The sequence below is a fragment of the Microlunatus phosphovorus NM-1 genome (assembly GCF_000270245.1).
GTDB lineage: Bacteria > Actinomycetota > Actinomycetes > Propionibacteriales > Propionibacteriaceae > Microlunatus > Microlunatus phosphovorus.
Genome location: NC_015635.1, coordinates 2,412,752 through 2,430,453, shown reverse-complemented (window position 1 = coordinate 2,430,453; position 17,702 = coordinate 2,412,752). Strand labels below are relative to the sequence as shown.

The 17,702-nt window shown below is 67.2% G+C and carries 16 protein-coding genes; 6 read left to right on the top strand and 10 right to left on the bottom strand.

The window, feature by feature from the left end:
• Nucleotides 1-130: 130 nt before the first annotated feature.
• Nucleotides 131-2,329, top strand: a complete 2,199-nt coding sequence (locus tag MLP_RS10965) for a glycosyltransferase (RefSeq protein ID WP_197536544.1) — start codon at nucleotides 131-133, stop codon at nucleotides 2,327-2,329.
• A gap of 14 nt (nucleotides 2,330-2,343) precedes the next feature.
• Here MLP_RS10965 and MLP_RS10960 read toward each other — a convergent pair whose 3' ends face one another.
• The gene (locus tag MLP_RS10960; RefSeq protein WP_013863153.1) at nucleotides 2,344-3,279 is read right to left on the bottom strand and encodes an NAD-dependent epimerase/dehydratase family protein; all 936 of its coding nucleotides are present in this window, start codon (nucleotides 3,277-3,279) and stop codon (nucleotides 2,344-2,346) included.
• A 130-nt stretch (nucleotides 3,280-3,409) separates the two neighbouring features.
• Here MLP_RS10960 and MLP_RS10955 point away from each other — a divergent pair, with 130 nt between their 5' ends.
• Nucleotides 3,410-4,099, top strand: a complete 690-nt coding sequence (locus tag MLP_RS10955) for a TetR/AcrR family transcriptional regulator (protein ID WP_013863152.1) — start codon at nucleotides 3,410-3,412, stop codon at nucleotides 4,097-4,099.
• A gap of 94 nt (nucleotides 4,100-4,193) precedes the next feature.
• Here the strand turns inward: MLP_RS10955 and MLP_RS10950 are convergent, their stop codons facing one another.
• Nucleotides 4,194-6,983, bottom strand: coding sequence for an aconitate hydratase (locus MLP_RS10950; RefSeq protein WP_013863151.1), 2,790 nt, complete (start codon nucleotides 6,981-6,983; stop codon nucleotides 4,194-4,196).
• Nucleotides 6,984-7,053: 70 nt separating this feature from the next.
• A complete protein-coding gene (locus tag MLP_RS10945) occupies nucleotides 7,054-7,536 on the bottom strand; it encodes an SRPBCC family protein (protein ID WP_013863150.1) in 483 nt (160 codons plus the stop codon).
• A 136-nt stretch (nucleotides 7,537-7,672) separates the two neighbouring features.
• Between MLP_RS10945 and MLP_RS10940 the strand changes: the two genes are divergently transcribed.
• Entirely contained in the window at nucleotides 7,673-8,248 is a 576-nt protein-coding gene (locus MLP_RS10940; protein WP_013863149.1) for a ribbon-helix-helix domain-containing protein, read from the top strand.
• Nucleotides 8,249-8,301: 53 nt separating this feature from the next.
• Here MLP_RS10940 and MLP_RS10935 read toward each other — a convergent pair whose 3' ends face one another.
• Nucleotides 8,302-9,501, bottom strand: a complete 1,200-nt coding sequence (locus MLP_RS10935) for a class I SAM-dependent RNA methyltransferase (protein WP_013863148.1) — start codon at nucleotides 9,499-9,501, stop codon at nucleotides 8,302-8,304.
• 134 nt (nucleotides 9,502-9,635) lie between these two features.
• Nucleotides 9,636-11,654 carry an APC family permease gene (locus MLP_RS10930; protein WP_041792033.1) on the bottom strand — a complete coding sequence of 673 codons (2,019 nt, stop codon included), beginning with the start codon at nucleotides 11,652-11,654 and terminating at the stop codon, nucleotides 9,636-9,638.
• A gap of 38 nt (nucleotides 11,655-11,692) precedes the next feature.
• On the opposite strand from MLP_RS10930, the gene MLP_RS10925 reads away from it, so the two are divergent.
• A complete protein-coding gene (locus tag MLP_RS10925) occupies nucleotides 11,693-12,340 on the top strand; it encodes a potassium channel family protein (RefSeq protein WP_269453391.1) in 648 nt (215 codons plus the stop codon).
• A gap of 1 nt (nucleotide 12,341) precedes the next feature.
• Entirely contained in the window at nucleotides 12,342-13,058 is a 717-nt protein-coding gene (locus MLP_RS10920; protein WP_013863145.1) for a potassium channel family protein, read from the top strand.
• Nucleotides 13,059-13,198: 140 nt separating this feature from the next.
• On the opposite strand, the gene MLP_RS10915 is transcribed toward MLP_RS10920, so the two are convergent.
• The gene (locus tag MLP_RS10915; RefSeq protein ID WP_013863144.1) at nucleotides 13,199-14,401 is read right to left on the bottom strand and encodes an ISAs1 family transposase; all 1,203 of its coding nucleotides are present in this window, start codon (nucleotides 14,399-14,401) and stop codon (nucleotides 13,199-13,201) included.
• Nucleotides 14,402-14,570: 169 nt separating this feature from the next.
• On the opposite strand from MLP_RS10915, the gene MLP_RS10910 reads away from it, so the two are divergent.
• Entirely contained in the window at nucleotides 14,571-15,539 is a 969-nt protein-coding gene (locus MLP_RS10910; protein WP_041789957.1) for a hypothetical protein, read from the top strand.
• 16 nt (nucleotides 15,540-15,555) lie between these two features.
• On the opposite strand, the gene MLP_RS10905 is transcribed toward MLP_RS10910, so the two are convergent.
• From MLP_RS10905 to MLP_RS10890, 4 genes are all read right to left on the bottom strand, one after another.
• Nucleotides 15,556-15,939: an OB-fold nucleic acid binding domain-containing protein gene (locus MLP_RS10905; RefSeq protein WP_013863142.1), complete on the bottom strand. Its 384-nt coding sequence runs from the start codon at nucleotides 15,937-15,939 to the stop codon at nucleotides 15,556-15,558.
• Nucleotides 15,940-16,067: 128 nt separating this feature from the next.
• Nucleotides 16,068-16,832 (bottom strand): DUF3710 domain-containing protein, encoded by a 765-nt coding sequence (locus tag MLP_RS10900; RefSeq protein WP_013863141.1) that lies wholly within the window; start codon nucleotides 16,830-16,832, stop codon nucleotides 16,068-16,070.
• Entirely contained in the window at nucleotides 16,829-17,266 is a 438-nt protein-coding gene (locus tag MLP_RS10895; protein WP_013863140.1) for a DUF3093 domain-containing protein, read from the bottom strand. The genes MLP_RS10900 and MLP_RS10895 overlap by 4 nt, the downstream gene beginning before the upstream one ends.
• Nucleotides 17,267-17,306: 40 nt before the next feature.
• Nucleotides 17,307-17,609, bottom strand: a complete 303-nt coding sequence (locus MLP_RS10890; RefSeq protein ID WP_013863139.1) for a DUF4193 domain-containing protein — start codon at nucleotides 17,607-17,609, stop codon at nucleotides 17,307-17,309.
• Between the last annotated feature and the right edge of the window lie 93 nt (nucleotides 17,610-17,702).

The following is a 17,702-nucleotide window of genomic DNA, read 5'->3' as shown; positions in this document are numbered from 1 at the left end:
CGGCGCGTCACCGCCTGGTGCCCATCCACGCGTCCGCCGGTGTCGGTGACAGCATCGTGACGCCTCCGTGAGGGGTCGGGTGACGTGGCACATACACCGCCGTGATGGGGGCAACGGAGAGTTGCCAGACATGGTGGGAACGACGGTTGTGGGGCTGACGCCGGCCGAGCCGCACGCCCTGCTGCGCAGCGCCACCTTCCTCGCCCGTTATACCGGCGAACCCTTCGAACTGGTTCACCTGTCCGCCGCCGGAGCTACCGGGTTCAACGAGTTGTTGCAGCATCCGGCGCCGCACATCGTCCTGCTGCAGGGCGGCGCCCTGGTCGGCCCCGGCTGGCTCACCCGGCTCACCGCTGCCCTCGCCCGCACCGGGGCAGGGCTTGCCGGGCCGAGCACCAATCGCTCGTGGAACGAACAGGGCTGCATCGACGCAGCGCCGAACGTCCGCGGGGTCGAGGCTGCGGCGGCGGCTCTCGCCCGCAGGTTCGGGACGGCCGCGCGGACGCTGGCCCCGCTGCACTCCCTGGGCGACTTCTGCTACCTGGTGCGGCGCGAGGTGGTGGACGCCATCGGCAGCGCCGATCCGGCCTACGGCGAGGGTCCATGTTGGGAGATGGACTACAACGTCCGGGCGGCCCGGGCGGGGTTCGTCGGCGTCTGGGTCGGCGGTGCCTTCGTCTGGCGTCCACGATCCGTCGACGAGCGCGGCACCCTCGGACCCGCCCGGCGGCTCTATCAGGACCGGTTCTGCGGACAGCGGCTGCGCGGAGAGCGCGAGGAGTACCGGCCGCACTGCCTCGGGGACGAGTGCCCCGACTTCGCCCCCCGCGAGTTGATCGAGCTGCGGCTCGGCAACCCCAGCCGCGCTGCCGACGGACCGGCGCGGCCCGTCCCGGCAGCTGCCCGGACGGCACCCCGCCAGCCGCTGGTGAGTTGCGTGATGCCCACGTACGACCGGTTGGCGTACGCACTGCGTGCGGTCGGCTACTTCCTGCGCCAGGACTACCCCGCCACCGAGCTCGTCATCGTCGAGGACGGGACGCCCCGGTTGGCGGGCCGGCTCCCCGATGATCCGCGGATCCGGCTGGTCAACGCCTCAGCCGGCAACCGCCACAGCATCGGCGCCCTCCGCAACCTCGGCTGCGCAGCCGCCCGCGGTGAGTTCATCGTCTTGTTCGACGACGACGACTGGCACGGTCCGAGACGGGTCAGCGCCCAACTCGAGCCGCTGCTGGCAGGGACGGCCGATGTCTCCGCGCTCCACGGCATCGACTGGTTCGAGCCCGCGAACTGGAAGTGCTGGCGTCCGTCGCCTGCGCTGGAGTCCCGGCTACTGCGGCACGGCGTCTACGGCGGCACGATGGCCTTCGCCCGCCGGTGGTGGGAGCGGCGAGGATTCCTGGACCGCTCGCTGGCCGAGGATGCCGACTTCCTCGACCGCTGCGTACGCGCGGGAGGCCGGCTCAGCCGCATTCCGGGCCGGGAGCACTACGTCTATGTGCGGCACCCCGGCAACAGTTGGTCGCTCCAGGCCGGGCAGGCGCTCGATCGCAGCGGCTGGACGCCGGCACCGGTGCCCGACCTGCCGGTCGACGACCTGGCGTTCTATCGCGGGCCCACTCCGACCGACCCTGCCCGGATGGCCGGACGGGTGAGCTGCATCATGCCCACCCGCGACCGACGGGCCCTGGCCGGCCTCGCGATCTCCTACTTCCTGCGCCAGGACCACCCCGACAAGGAACTCATCGTGCTCGACGACGGCGAGGATCCGATCGGCGACCTCGTCACCGGCCTCCCGAACGTCCGCTACGAGCGTCTGGATCGGTCGGTCGTGCTGGGGACGAAGCGGAACCTCGGCTGCGAGCTGGCCACCGGCGAGTTCGTCGCCCATTGGGACGACGACGACTGGCAGGCCCCGACCCGGCTCAGCAGCCAGCTCCGCGGACTGGCGTCCCAGCGGGCCGAGCTCTCGGGCACCGGGAGCCTGCTGTTCTGGGATCCCGAACGCGCTCACGCCTGGCGGTACACCTGGCCGGCCGGGGCCCGGCCCTGGCTGGCGGGCACCAGCCTGTGCTATCCGATCAGCCTCTGGCGCAAGCACCCGTTCGCCCCCGTCCGCGTCGGAGAGGACACCCGGTTCGTCTGGCAGTCGGCGGTGCGCAGGATGCACGATCTGCGCGGCACCGACCTGGTGGTCGCGTTGGTCCACCCCGGCAACACCGTCGCCAAGGATGGACGGGGCGCCTACTGGTCCCCGACCAACGCCGCCGAGGTCCACCAAGTCCTCGGCGGCGATGCTGATCTCTACCAAGACCTCGCACCCCTCTGACCCAAAGTCATGGGTCAAGCGCTGATCTGCCGATTGCCTTCCAGGGTCCGCCGGCACACCTCGTCCCAAGGTGTCGGCCGCAGATCCAGGGTCTGCTGGGTGAGTGCAGAGTCCAGCACGTACGGCCGCGTCCACATATACGCAAGATCGGCGATCTCGCGCAGCAGCGGATTGACCAGCGCCAGGCCACGCAGCACCGGCATCGGGATCGCCCGCACGGCCACCGCTGGATGGCCGCCGGCCGCCAGCACGTCGGTCAGGGCCTGCCGCTGGGTCCGCGGCGCGTTGCTCGGCACGTGCCAGACGCGCCCCCAGGTGTCCGGCCGGTCCGCCACCGCGACGAGCGTCCGCGCGACGTCGAGCACGTCGGTCCAGGTGTGCGGGACGTCGGCCTTGCCGATCACCCAGGCGGTCTTGCCGCGGACCGCCGCCGGCACATGTCGGGTGACGTGACCGTTCGGGCCCACCCCCGCACCCACGTAGTCCGAGCCGCGCACCTCCACCATCCGGATCCGGCCGGCCTCGTGGCGGGCCTTCGCGTCGGCCCACATCCCCGCTCGGAGCCTTCCCTTGTGGTCGGTCGCGGCGTCGGCCTGACCTTCGACCATCGGCGCGGTCGTCGGTCCGTACGGATAGAGGTTGGAGGTGACGACGAGCGTCGCCCCCGTACGCTCGGCGGCCTGCGACAGACTCTCGGCCAGCGGCGGCCAGACCTGCTGCCAGGTCGTGTAGTCGCCCGGGTTAGCGCAGTTGAACAGAGCCGTGGCGCCGTCGACGATTCGGCTCAGCGCATCGGGGTCCGAGGCATCGGCGCGTACAGACTCGACGCCGTCAACCACGCCATGCCCGGAGCGGGTGACCACCCTCACGTGGTCACCGCGATCTCTCAGCAGTTCGGCAGTGTGCCGGCCCACCGGCCCGGCACCGACGATCACGTACGTCTTAGGCATATCTGCATCTCCCGTTCTGAATTGAGAGCAGTGCTCTCGCTTCATTCAGAGTGACGTGCTTCTCGAGCAAAGTCAAGAGCAGCGCTCTCGTTTTATTGCACTGGTCTCTTTTGCCTGTCAGACTGGCGTCATGCCGACCTTCGCGCCCCGTACCGCACGCGCGATCGCCCGCCGCGAGCTGACGGATGCGATCACGACCAGCGCCCGACGCCAGCTTGCCGAGATCGGGCCCGCCGCGCTGTCGGTGCGTGCCATTGCGCGCGACCTGGGCATGGCGTCGTCAGCCGTCTATCGCTACTTCCCCAGCAGAGACGAGCTGCTCACCGAGCTGCTGGTGATCATCTACGGCGAACTCGCCGACCGGTTGGAGGCTGCCGACCACGCCGTGGATCGCGACGATCTGAGCGGTCGGTGGCACGCCCTCGGAGAGGCGCTCCGCGCCTGGGCGCTGCAGACGCCGCACGAGTACGCGCTGCTGTTCGGCTCCCCCGTGCCTGGCTACGCCGCCCCAGAACGCACGATCGAGCCGGCCGGCCGGGTGACCGGCGTGCTGATCGCGCTGATGGCCGATGCCCAGACCCGGGGTCCGCTGCCGGCACGCACGGAACTGCCGGCGGAGGCCCACGCGGTCTACGCCGGCATCCGCACCGTCACCGGCATCGACTTCAGCGACGAGGCGTCCGTACGGGCGCTGACCGCCTGGAGCGGCCTGTTCGGGGCACTCAGCCTCGAGCTGTTCGGGCACCTCTACCGCGGCGTCGACGACTACGCAGCCCACTTCGCGATCATGCTCGATCGCCTCGACCCCACCGGCCCTTGACCCGCGATCACCATCGAATCTGCTCGGGTTTGTCGGTCTTGCACTACCTACAGCCCGAGCAAGACCGACAAGATCGAGCAGATCGGCCCGTCCGCTACTTCCTCAGCAGCGAGCGCAGCACATACTGCATGATGCCGCCGTTGCGGTAGTAGTCGGCCTCACCAGGGGTGTCGATCCGGACCACGGCGTCGAAGCTGACATCGCCGGCGGTGACGTGCACGGTCTTCGGGGTACGTCCCTCGTTGAGCTCGGTCACACTGGAGATCGAGAAGGTCTCCTCACCGGTGAGGCCGAGCGAGGCGGCGTTCTGCCCCTCCGGGTACTGCAACGGGAGTACGCCCATGCCGATCAGATTGGAGCGGTGGATCCGCTCGTACGACTCGGCAATCACGGCCTTGACGCCCAGCAGCGCAGTGCCCTTGGCGGCCCAGTCACGCGAGGACCCGGAGCCGTACTCCTTGCCGGACAGCACCACCAGCGGGATCCCGGCGGCGATGTAGTTCTCCGACGCCTCGAAGACCGTGGTGACCGGCGCATCGTCCTGAGTGAAATCCCTAGTGAAACCGCCCTCGGTGCCCGGCGCCAGCTGGTTGCGCAGCCGGATGTTGGCGAACGTGCCGCGGATCATCACCTCGTGATTGCCGCGCCGCGACCCGTACGAGTTGAAGTCGCGACGCTCGACACCATGCTCCGACAGGTACTTGCCCGCCGGGGCATCGGCCTTGATCGCGCCGGCCGGGGAGATGTGGTCGGTGGTGATCGAGTCGCCGAGCTTGAGCAGCACCCGGGCACCGGAGATGTCGGTGACCGGCACCGGATCGGCCGGCATCCCTTCGAAGTACGGGGGCTTGCGGACGTAGGTGGACGAGGCGTCCCACTCGAAGGTGTCACCCTCGGGGGTGGGCAGCGACTGCCACTGCTGATCACCGGCGAACACGTCGGCGTAGGACTCGGTGAACATCTCGGCCCCGATCGAGGAGGCGACGATCTCATCGATCTCGGCCTCGGTCGGCCAGACATCCTTCAGGTACACGGGATTCCCGGCCTCGTCGGTGCCCAGCGGCTCGGTGGTGATGTCGATGTCCATCGACCCGGCGAGCGCGTACGCGACCACCAGCGGCGGCGAGGCGAGGTAGTTCATCTTGATGTCGGGGTTGATGCGTCCCTCGAAGTTCCGGTTGCCGGAGAGCACCGAGACGACCGCCAGATCGCTCTCGTTGACCGCGGCGCTGACCTCGGGGATCAGCGGACCGGAGTTGCCGATGCAGGTGGTGCAGCCGTAGCCGACGAGGTTGAAGCCCAGCTTGTCCAAGTAGGGCGTCAAACCGGACCGGTCGTAGTAGTCGGACACGACCTTCGACCCGGGCGCCAGTGTGGTCTTCACCCACGGCTTGCGGGTCAGGCCCTTCTCGACGGCCTTCTTCGCCACCAGGGCCGCGCCGATCATCACGCTCGGGTTGGAGGTGTTCGTGCAGGAGGTGATCGCGGCGATGGTCACCGCGCCGTGGTCGATCTCGACCTCGGCGCCGTCGAGCGTGAGCTTGGTCTTCTTGCTCGGCCGGCCGATGTTTCTCGGCACGTCCTCGCCGTACTCGTGCGGCTCACTGTTGCCGTTGCCGCCCGACCCCGCCGGGGAATCCGACGCAGGGAAGGACTCGTCGACCGACTCGTCGTAGCCGGTCAGCTCCTCGGGGTTGACGTAGTCGCGCAGCGCCTCCCGGAAGCCTTGCTTGGCATGGGCCAGGATGACCCGGTCCTGAGGTCGCTTCGGCCCGGCGATGCTGGGGACCACCGTGGCGAGGTCGAGCTCCAGATACTCCGAGTAACGCGGCTCGCGATCGTCGTCGTGCCACAGACCCTGCTCCTTCGCGTACGTCTCGACGAGGGCGATCTGGTCCTCGGAGCGGCCCGTGAGGCGCAGGTAGTCGGTGGTCTTGGAGTCGATCGGGAAGACGGCGATGGTCGAGCCGTACTCCGGGCTCATGTTGCCGATGGTGGCCCGGTTGGCCAGTGGCACCTGGGAGACGCCCGGTCCGTAGAACTCGACGAACTTGCCGACCACCTTGTGCTGGCGCAGCATCTCGGTGATGGTCAGCACCAGGTCGGTCGCGGTGGCGCCCTCGGGCAGCGCGCCGGACAGCTTGAAGCCGACCACCCGCGGGATGAGCATGGAGACCGGCTGGCCGAGCATGGCGGCCTCGGCCTCGATGCCACCGACACCCCAGCCGACCACGCCGAGGCCGTTCACCATGGTGGTGTGGGAGTCCGTGCCCACGCAGGTGTCCGGGTAGGCGTAGGTCACCCCGTCGATCACCCGCGGGAAGATCACCCGGGCCAGGTGCTCGATGTTGACCTGGTGCACGATGCCGGTGCCCGGCGGGACGACCTTGAAGTCGTCGAAGGCGGTCTGACCCCAGCGCAGGAACTGGTAGCGCTCGCGGTTGCGGCCGTACTCGATCTCCACGTTGCGTACGAACGCGTCGGCGGTGCCGAACACATCGGCGATCACGGAGTGGTCGATCACCATCTCGGCCGGTGCCAGCGGGTTGATCTTGGCCGGGTCACCGCCCATGTCGGCCATCGCCTCACGCATGGTGGCCAGGTCGACCACGCAGGGCACGCCGGTGAAGTCCTGCATGATCACCCGGGCCGGGGTGAACTGGATCTCCTTGCTGGGCTCCGAGCTCGGGTCCCACTCGGCGAGCGCACGAATGTCGTCGGCGGTGATGTTGGCGCCGTCCTCGGTGCGGAGCAGGTTCTCCAACAGGATCTTCAAGCTGTACGGGAGACTCTCCTGCCCCTCGACCGCGTCGAGCCGGAAGATCTCGTACGACGCGTCGCCTACCGCCAATGTGGCCTGGGCACCGAAGCTGTTGACACTCATTGCGTTCTCCATGGGGGTCGATGGAAAGTATCTTGACGTCAAGATATCACGCTGGTCCTACTTCGGCACTCTAGCGATCCTCGATTGCGGCGAGTACGACGGGATCGGCGCAACCTGCAACGAAGCCGTCGATCCGACGGTCGATCTCCCGTTGCAGCAAAGCGGTGCCGATCCGCTCGGCCAAAGGGGCCAGCCAGGATGGCCGGCAGTTGAAGTTGTAGCGCCAGGTGGCCAGCGTGTGTCCGGGGCGGTCAGGGACCGGCGCGAAGCGCCAACCACCACCCATCTTGGCGAAGAACCAGGGACCCCGCTCCATGGTGAAGCCGACCGAGGTCGGTGGGCGAAAGGACACGTACCGGCTGATCATGGTCAGGCCGAATCGTTGCCTGGTCTCGGTACGCACGCCCTTGGCGGCGACAACCGCGCCGTCGAGGTGGTGCTGAGCGGTGATGAACCGGTCCCAGCGCAACCGAGTGGCTCCTGTGGTCTGTGAGACGGCGAAAGCGGTGGCCGGGTCCACCGGGACGACGCGCTGAGCTTGGACGGTAGGCATTGCCGTCATCATCTCCGACTCGGCTCGAGCATGGCCACCGCCTCGAGATAGTGCACCATCAGGAAGACAGGGATAGTCCAGAGGATCGGCGATTAGGCTGGGATCAAGCGACCGCACAACACGAGGGGGTGCCCCGATGACAGTTCTTCCGGTCAACGTCGATGACGACCTGATCGAGCTGCTCGATGCCCAAGCGGCCGAAACTGGCAGGTCGCGCAGCGAGGTGCTGGCTGCTGCCATTCGTCGCGGCCTCGGCGGAGGTCGACTAGCTGAAACTCTGGCGGCCTACCGTACCGGCGAAGAGATCTCTGAGGACGACGCGATGGCTCTCGCGAAGGCTGAGCTCGCGGCCGCCCGTGCCGAACGCCCAACGGCGCGCTCGCGCCCGATCATCACCCTGATCGACGCCGGAGTGCTCGTGCCGGTCGTGACCCAGCACTTGGTGGACGAAGTGGTCGACGTGCTGGGTCGGCCGAAGCTGTCCAAGTACGTCAAGCCTGTTGCCGGAGCCGCATTCCAGGAGCAAATGCATCGACTCAGCGAGTGGCACTCCGACGTCGTCGATGCACCCCAGTCACGCGTGATCCGAAAGACGACTATCTCGTCGCCCTTGCACTCGGCGCGGACGCCGACGCCATCACAAGCGGCGACGACGACCTACACGCGGCCACGGACCTCGGTGTCGAGGTCCTCACTCCCCGCGAACTCCTGACGCGCCTCGGCTACTGACCGCTCGGGCCACGAGGGCACTTGCCGGGAATTGCATCACCGCTGGTCAGAGCGGACTTTCGTCAGCACCGCGACCGTTTCGAGGTGATGTGTCATCGGGAACAGGTCGAACGCGCGGATGCCGACTGGCCGATAGCCACCCCGAGCGGCGCGCGCCAGGTCCCGAGCCAAGGCTGCCGGATCGCAGGCGACGTACGCGATCGCTCGCGGTCGTCGAGCAACGATGGCATCGACCACGTCTTTGCCGGCACCAGTCCGCGGCGGATCGAGCACCACCAGATCGGTGCGCTTGGGCATGGTCCGGATCACCCGCTCGACCTTGCCGGCGGTGAATCTCGCCTCGGGCACATTCCGGCGGGCGTACGCGATTGCCTCTCGGCTCCACTCGACGCCCCAGGTCTGCGCTCCGGCGTCGATCAGAGCGCCGGCGAACAGTCCAACACCGCAGTAGAGATCGAAAGCCCGCTCCCCCGGTCCCGGCTCGAGCCCAGCCAAGACCGCCTCGACCAAGGTGTCGGCGGCACCGGGATGGACCTGCCAGAATCCATCGGCCGCAAGCCGCCAGTCACGTCCTGCGGCGTGCTCGGTGACCTCACGGTTTCCCTGCTCCACAACACCGTCGACCAGCAGCGCACCACCGGAACCCGCGGACACGGCGAGCATCTCGGCACCGGGAGGCCAGGCCTGGTCGGTGACCGACGGAGCAGCTGGATGAGCGATCGGACAGCCACCCTCAGGCAGCGGTTCGATCTCATGACTGCGATGACGACGGAGCCCGGCCCGACCGGAGTCGTCCACCTGATAACGCATCCTGGTCCGCCAGCCCAAGCCGTCTTCAGTCCCAGGAGACTCGACCGCTTCAACTACCCCGTCCCACGCGATCCCGGCCAGCCGATCCAACTGCTCGGCCAGCACGGCGGCCTTGAGCCGGCGCTGACCGGCCAGACTCACATGCTGGAAGTCACATCCGCCGCAGCGCCCCGGCCCCGAGACCGTACACCGAGACTCAACCCGATCCGGGCTGGCGGCCAGCACCTCAATCGCGTCAGCCCGCCAGAACTTCTCGTGGCTGGTGTCGGTAACCCGGACCCGGACCCGTTCGCCCGGCAGCGCGTGCCGGACGAACACCACCCGCCCGTCCAGTCGCGCCACGCAGTGCCCGCCGTGCGCGATCGGCCCGACCTCGACGGTCGTGTCGACCTCATCGGCAGCTCGCCGATTCGTGGTCGTGGTCATCCGAACAGTCAACCGCACCTCATAGCCCAAACGTCATTCGAAAGGTGCGCTGATGTAGTTTCACTCGACCCGAAACAGCATCTGCGCACCTTTCGACCACCGGATGCTGCCCGACCCACCGGACCCAGCGCCCATCACGTCTCGGATCGGCTTCTCGCGTACGCACGGCGCCGGCGACGCGACCGGCGATCCTCCCGGAGCATCCGTTCCCCCGCCTTGCCGGAGGACTGCAACAGGTACGGCACCGACGTCACCATGACACCCGGGGTGAACAGCAGCCGCGCCTTGAGCCGCAGCGCGCTCTGGTTGTGCAGCAACTGCTCCCACCAATGACCCACCACATACTCCGGGATGTAGACGGTCACCACATCCCGCGGCGAGTCCTTCCGCAGATTGGCGACATAGTCGAGGATCGGCCCGGTGACATCCCGGTACGGCGACGCGACCACCTTGAGTGGCACGTCGATATCGGCCTGGTGCCATTGCTCGATCAGCCGATCGGTCTCCTCCGGGTCGACCGACACCGTCAACGCCTCCAGCGTCGAGGGATGGGCAGCCTTGGCGAAGGCCAGCGCCCTGGCGGTCGGCTTGTGCAGCTTGGAGACCAGCACGACGGCCCGGACCCGGGACGGCAGCGTACGCTCCTCGCCCTCGACCAATGCCGTCTCGACCGAGACCCGGTCGTAGTGCCGTCGGATCAGCTTCATCAGCACGAACAGCCCGGCCATCGCGATGATCGCGAGGTAGGCACCCTGCAGGAACTTGCTCAGCAGCACGATGACCAACACGGTCCCGGTCATGGTGAGACCGACCGCATTGATCACCCGCGAGCGGATCATCCGAGCCCGGACCTGGGGCGAGGTCTCCGTCTTGAGCAGCCGGGTCCAATGCCGCAGCATGCCCAGCTGGCTGACGGTGAACGAGACGAACACCCCGACCACATAGAGCTGGATCAGCGCCGTCACGTCAGCCTGGAACACGATGATCAAGCCGATCGCCAGGGCAGCCAGCGTGATGATGCCGTTGCTGTAGGCCAGCCGGTCGCCCCGGGTGTAGAGCTGCCGTGGCAGGTAGCCGTCCCGGGCCAGGATCGAGCCCAGCACCGGGAACCCGTTGAACGCCGTGTTCGCGGCCAGGAACAAGATCAGCATCGTGGCGGCGACGACGAAATAGAAGCCAGGCGTGAAGTTCGAGAACACCGCTTCGGACAGCTGGCCGATCGCGGTGTGCTCGACCACCTCGACGCGCTCACCGTTGAGTGTGTAGTGCGAGTACGGCGCGTCGATCAGCTTCAGCGCGGTCAGATTGGCCAGTGCGATGACCCCGATCAGCATGGTGACCGCGATCGTGCCCAGCAGCAGCAGGGTGGTCGCGGCGTTCCTGCTCTTGGGCTTGCGGAACGCCGGCACCCCGTTGGAGATCGCCTCGACCCCGGTCAGCGCCGCACAACCGGAGGAGAAGGCACGGGCCAGCAGCGCGACCATGACGAAGCCGTTGAAGGCGGCATACCTCGGGTCGGCCTCGATGCCGTACTGCGCACTGTCCGCCTGCACGTGATGTCCGAGGATGACGATCCGGAACAGTCCGTAGACGACCATCCCGACGATGCCGAGCATGAAGCAGTAGACCGGGACGGCGAACACGCTGCCCGACTCCCGCACGCCGCGTAGATTCAGCGCCATCAAGATCAGCGCGACGACCGCCGCGACCGTGGCTTCGTGCCCGACGATGAACGGCAGCACCGACTTGGCGTTCTGCACCCCCGAGGAGATCGACACCGCGACCGTCAGCACATAGTCGACCAGCAGCGCGCTTGCCACCGTCAGCCCGGCGTTGGAGCCGAGGTTGGTGGTCGCCACCTCGTAGTCGCCACCACCGGAAGGATAGGCGTGCACGTTCTGCCGGTACGACGCCACCACCACCAACATCACGGCCGCGACGACGACGGCGATCTTCCAGGAATACCCGTACGCCGCCAGACCGGCGAGCGACAGGGTGAGCAGGATCTCGTCGGGGGCGTAGGCAACCGAGGACAAGGCGTCCGAGGCGAAGACCGGCAAGGCGATCCGCTTGGGCAGCAGCGTCTCACCGAGCTGCGTACTCCGGAGTCGTCGACCGATGATGAGCCGCTTGGCGAACTCAACAGGGTTCACGTTCGGCACTCTAGACTCGTGCCGTGCACATCGTGATCATGGGCTGCGGACGCGTCGGGTCCTCGCTCGCTCGAAGCCTGGAGCGTCGCGGCCACACCGTGGCGATCATCGACCAGAACGTCGAGGCGTTCCGACGGCTGGGGCCGGAGTTCGACGGTCAGACAGTCAAGGGTGTCGGCTTCGACCGCGAGGTGCTGATCGAGTCAGGCATCGAAGAGGCCGGGGCCTTCGCCGCGGTCTCCAACGGCGACAACTCCAACATCTTGGCCGCCCGGGTGGTGCGAGAGACCTTCGACGTGCACAACGTGGTTGCCCGGATCTACGACCCGGGCCGCGCCGAGGTGTACGAACGGCTGGGCATCCCCACGGTCGCCACCGTCCGCTGGACCGCTGACCAGGTGCTCCGTCGACTGCTGCCGGCCGGTTCGGAGCCGCAGTGGCGAGACCCGTCCGGTTCGGTCCGGTTGATGGAGGTGCACGCCGACCGCTCCTGGGTGGGCCGCACCGTCGAGCAGATCGAGGCCGCGACCGGCGCCAAGGTGCCGTTCGTCTTCCGTCTCGGCACCGGCATGGTGCCCAAGCGGGGCACCCATTTCCAGGACGGCGACCTGCTGTACGCCGCCGTGGCCGATGCCCGGCTCGCCGAGGTCGAGGCCATCCTGGCCGCCAAGCCGAAGGAGTCCTGAGATGCGCGTCGCTATCGCCGGGGCCGGCAATGTCGGCCGATCCATCGCCTCGGAGTTGCTGGAGAACGGCCACCAGATCCTGCTGATCGACCGTGACCCGCACGCCATCAAGTCCGAGAGCGTCCCAGAGGCCAACTGGCTGCTCGCCGATGCCTGCGAGCTGTCGTCGCTGGAGGAGGCCGAGATCGACTCCTGCGACGTGGTGATCGCCGCCACCGGTGACGACAAGGCCAATCTGGTCACCTCACTGCTGGCCAAGACCGAGTTCGGCGTGCCGCGCACCGTGGCCCGGGTCAACCACCCGAAGAACGAGTGGCTGTTCAACGACGTCTGGGGTGTCGATGTGGCCGTCTCGACCCCACGACTGATGTCGGCTCTGGTCGAGGAGGCCGTCTCGGTCGGCGACCTGGTCCGACTGCTCACCTTCCATGAGGGCGACACGAACCTGGTGGAGATGACGCTGCCGGACGAGAGTCCGAAGGTGGGTGTGCGGATCGGCGACATCAAATTCCCCGGCGATGTCGTCCTGGTGGCGGTGATCCGCGATGGTCACGCCCAGCCGCCGGACGGCGACGGCACCCTCGAGGCGGGTGACGAACTGCTGTTCATCACCGCGCAGTCGTACGAGCACGAACTGGCCGAGATGCTGGCACCACGGCAGGGCGGCAACGTCGCCGTCTCGGTGACGCCGACCCCACCACGATTCGGTGCTCGCTGAGCCGACGAGCGCATCCAGTTCCGTAGCTCTCCCCTACGATGAGCAGAGACTGGAGAGGCAGCATCATGTCGGAGTATCTTGACCCCAGACCCCGTCGCCATCTTCCACGCATTGCCCCAGGCCCCCCCATTCTAGCAGGGTCAATTCAAAGTTGATTCTGTTGTGACTGGTGTGACCTGGGCGTGATCGATCAGGTCGAGCAGTTGGCCGGTTTGGCGACCGAGGCTGCGGGTCGCGGCGGCGATGTTGGTGTGTTTCCCGCGGAGTCGGAGGAGTCCGATCGCAGTGTTGCGCAGGGTTGCCATCAGCTGGGGCAGGGTGCCGGTGCGCACGGTGGAGTGGTCCTCGTCGAAGGTGAGATCACGCACCCAATGCACCTTGTTCTCGATGCTCCAATGACCACGGACCAAGGTCGCGAGGTCGGCCGGGGCGATGTCTGACCAGCCGAGACTGGTGACCACATAGACGATCTCCTGCGTGGTCTCGCCGGTGGCGGTCTCGGTCCGGTTCCGCACGATCCGGCCGACGAGCCGGGCGTGCGGGAACCCGATCCCGGCCCGGACACCGGTCAGCTGCAGGGTACGGGACTCCCGTCGCCCATGCCCTTTCTCCACCACACGATGAGCGACCGGCACCTTGCTCCACGGGAGCCCGGCGAGCTGGTCGTACAAGGTGGGCTGGTTCCGTTTCACCACGAAGACGTACCGGCCGCCGTGCCGGTGCAGATAGTGGGCATGGCCACGTTGCGTGTGGAGAGCATCGGCGGTGACGATGACGCCGTTGAGGTTGATCCGGTCCAACACCGCCGCGAACGCGGCGATCTCATGATCTTTCCCGCCGGCGTTGACCTGCCCCAACGGCACCCCGGTGGCATGGTCGACGATCGAGAACAGATGCACCCTCGACCCATCCACACCGCGGGCGCCGCGGCAGGTCTTGCCATCCACCGCGACCGCCCGCCACCGCGACGAGACCGGTGTCAGCGTGGCCAGCCAGGCGTGCAGGACCGCGTCCACCACCTCCGGGTCGACCCGCAACAGCACCCGGCGGATCGTCGACAGGCTCGGCGGCCGCCGGGTGATCCCCAACCGTGGCCAATGCCAGGTGGGCAGATCCGCTGCCCATCCGGCGATCGAAGCCAGACTCCGTGATCCGCCGACCACCGCGGCCAACGCGACCACCAGCACGGTGGCCAGCTCATACCGGCGGCCCCGCCGGCCCCGCGGATCGGTGATGATCGACAACACCTCCCACACCTCGACCGGAACACCGTGACCGGGTTCGACCTGATGGGCGCGCAGCGCATCAGCGGCCGGGATGAGAGAAGATACGGGTGCGGGCACGGCAGGACTCCGATCGATCGGCAGTGGACGTCAAGCACCCACCACGATCCCGGTATCCACCGTGCCCGCCCGGCTTATACCTCACCCATGGCGTGTCAACCCGACACCACGCCGCAACCACGACTTTGAACAAGCCCTGCCCATTCTAGGGCCACGACCCTTTCCGCGATTGGCCGCTCTCCAACACCGCGCCGGCAACGCAGCGGTGACGGGGTTGTTGCGCGGCAGGCAAGCCGCCCTCGTGGACCGGGCGAGATCTCAGCCCAACCCCGTTGTCAACAGAATAGGCGAAGTAACGCGCGAGTGCTTGCAGGCGGAGGCTGAAGCCAAGAATCTGGTTGGCGATCTGAATTTCGATGGCCGAGAGGAAGAGCAGCATGAAGCGCCGTTGGCTCGGTACGTCTTTTCACTGGCATTGAAGCAGGTGAAGGGACCGATCGAGAAGGCCATTGAAGACATCTTCACCGTCGCCAGGTTGAACAAGACAGACCGCAATGCCGCAGCACAGGTCGAGGAATTCAAAGGATTCACGATGCTCCTCACGAGCGGAACTGACTTCAAAGATCCGATGTCGAGCAGACCTGCACATGGCAAGGCGACCTACGCCGAGGTCAAGATTGCCACAGGGTCATTTGACACCGCTCCAGCGGTGTGGGACACCGTTATCGATCCCGAGCAGACGATAGAGATGTTCGAGACGAACTGGGCCAGCGTCAAGGACCAGGCAACGAAGATCGCGCCGACCATCGTGCACGAGTTCACACACTTCGCACTGGAGCGGGTCTACGGAAACAACTCAGCGCCCTATCCGGAACTCACTCCCGCCCTGGACGATTCCGCTTTCGAGCGCAGGGTCGCATTGGTCCGAAAGACCAAGGAGGCGGTCAAAGAATTTTCCACAACAAAGGATGACCAGTTCATTGCCGGCATACAGGGACGATTCCTACTCTACGAAGAAGGTGAAGAGCAACAGAAAGAGATCTGCTCGCACCTGATGGAGATCGCACACAAGCGCGGTATGCCCTATCTGGAAAAGACCTTCCCCCAAGGTAAGGCACTCCTGGATATCGCATTGAACGACATCCAGAAGTCCAATAACGGCAACAGCAACAGCAGAGAGAAGTCAGCTGTCAGTTAGTCGGCAAGTGGCCGGATCAGCCGCCGGCGCGGGGACCGTCGAGCAGTTCGTAGCGCGGGTTGTACATCACTCGTTCGCCCCGGCGACAGCTGACCCGGCCCTCCACGGCCAGGTTGCGACCGGGCTCGATACCGGCGATCTCACGGCGGCCCAGCCAGACCAGCCGGGCTGCGCCGCTGCCGTCGCGAAGCTCGACCTCCAGCGCCGGGTGGCCGCCCCGTGGGTGAACGGTGACGTTCGCCACGGTGCCGCGCAGCCGAACCTGCTGTCGATCCGCGCACGCCCGGATCGGCACGGCGGACTCGGCCTCGACGGCGCGCTGCATCTCCTCCGACTCCAAGTCCGCGTTGGAGGTCGCGATGCGGTGAATGACCCGCTGCAGCAGAGAGTTCTTTCCCATAGCAAGATCAATCCTCCCACCGACAACAACCCGTCCGACAGGTGACTAAGGGGTAGATCCTAAGTGACCTCCGGCCCAACCAGCTCAGTGTGGCGTCCTGGTCGGCTCCGTGCGGTGTCTTGGTCGGCTCAGTGTGGCGTTTGGTTACCGGCCGGGTCGACGTCAGCCGGGATGGACAACGGAAGCAGGTCACCAGGCGCCTTCGCCTCGTCGCCACGCCGCACCACCACTTCGCGGAAAGCCGTCAGGAGGTCACTCACCGGCGGCTCCAGACCCTCCAGCACCGCTGCCTGACCATAGAGGATGCCGCGTAGCAGCCACCGTGGGCCCTCGACCACCCACATCCGCGACGGCTGATAGCCCTGCTCGCCATCTGGGGTGGTGACCGGCAGGATCCGGCGCAACTCCACTCCGAACGGGCCCTCGACCAGCGCCGCCGAACCACCCGCCTCGGTCGCTGCCTCGATGATCTCCTCCCGCAGCTCGGGCCACAGTCCGCCGCTCCGCGGTGCTGCGTACGCACCGAGCTCGAGTGCCGAGTCGCCGTGGATGAGCATCGCGGAGATGATCTGCTGGGTCTCCTCCGCCACCTGCAACCGCAGCTCCGCACCACCGAACCCGGTGATGATCATGCTGCCCAAGTCGATCCGGGCCCGCCCGGGTAGTGGCTCGAGATCGAGGTCGATCTCGGTGATGTCCCAGGGTCCTGCACCCCGCCAGTCGAGTGAGTCGAGCGTCTCGATATCCAGTTCGCCCTCGCCTGACTCGTCCGCGTCGGACACCTCGGCGTCTGATTCCCTTGGGTCGGACTCTTCGGGGGTCGTCTCCTCGGCCTCCGAAGTCTCCTCGACCTCGGGCGCGGGCGCGTTCTTGGGGCGGCGGCGGAAGATCACCGCGTCAGCCTAGCGGCTCGGGCGGTCTGAACAGCCTGGGCGAGCGCGGCCGGGCGGCGGGTGGAGACCAGCCAGTAGGGCACCGGGTCGGCGGGATCGTTCAAGGTCAGCTCGATCGATGATCTCGCGTACGGCCGGAGCACCAGGTGCGCCCGGACATCGGCCTTCGGGCCGGAGCGTTCGGCGGTCGCCTCGGGGTCCAGCCCAGCCACGGCGGACACGTAGGCCAGCTCGAGCACGGCTCGCCCGATCCGCAGCTCCCCGTCTTCCAGCTCCAGCCGAATCGCCGTCGCCAGGAACGCCGCGGTCACCAGCCCTTGGGAGCAGATGAAGGCGACCACCCCGGCGATCGGCCCGAGGTAGAACCCGACGGCGGCCAGCCAGCTGAGGCTGAACAGCAGCGAGAGCACCCACCAGGTCGGCGTCGGGCCCACCCATTCTCGGTATGTCGATGGCACCGGTTCGACCAATGGCTCAGCCGGCGCAGTCGTAGCAGTAGGCGTCCCCGTTGGGTCGCTGCTCGGCGATCTGGCTGCGGTGCCGGACCAGGAAGCAGCCGGCACAGGTGAATTCGTCCGACTGCTGGGGCAGCACCCGAACGGTCAGCTCCTCGTGGGAGAGGTCGGCTCCGGGCAGCTCGAACGACTCGGCCGCCTCGGCCTCGTCCTCGTCGACCTTGCCGGAGTTCTTGTCGTTGCGGCGAGTCTTGAGCTCCTCGATGCTGTCCTCGTTGAGCTCTTCCTCGGTCTTGCGTGGGGCGTCGTAATCGGTCGCCATCATTACCTTTCCGGGCGGTGACCCAGACATTCGTTCTCGTGACCCGCGCGTATGAATATCACACCCGGGACCCGAGCGTTGGCCTACGAGGCC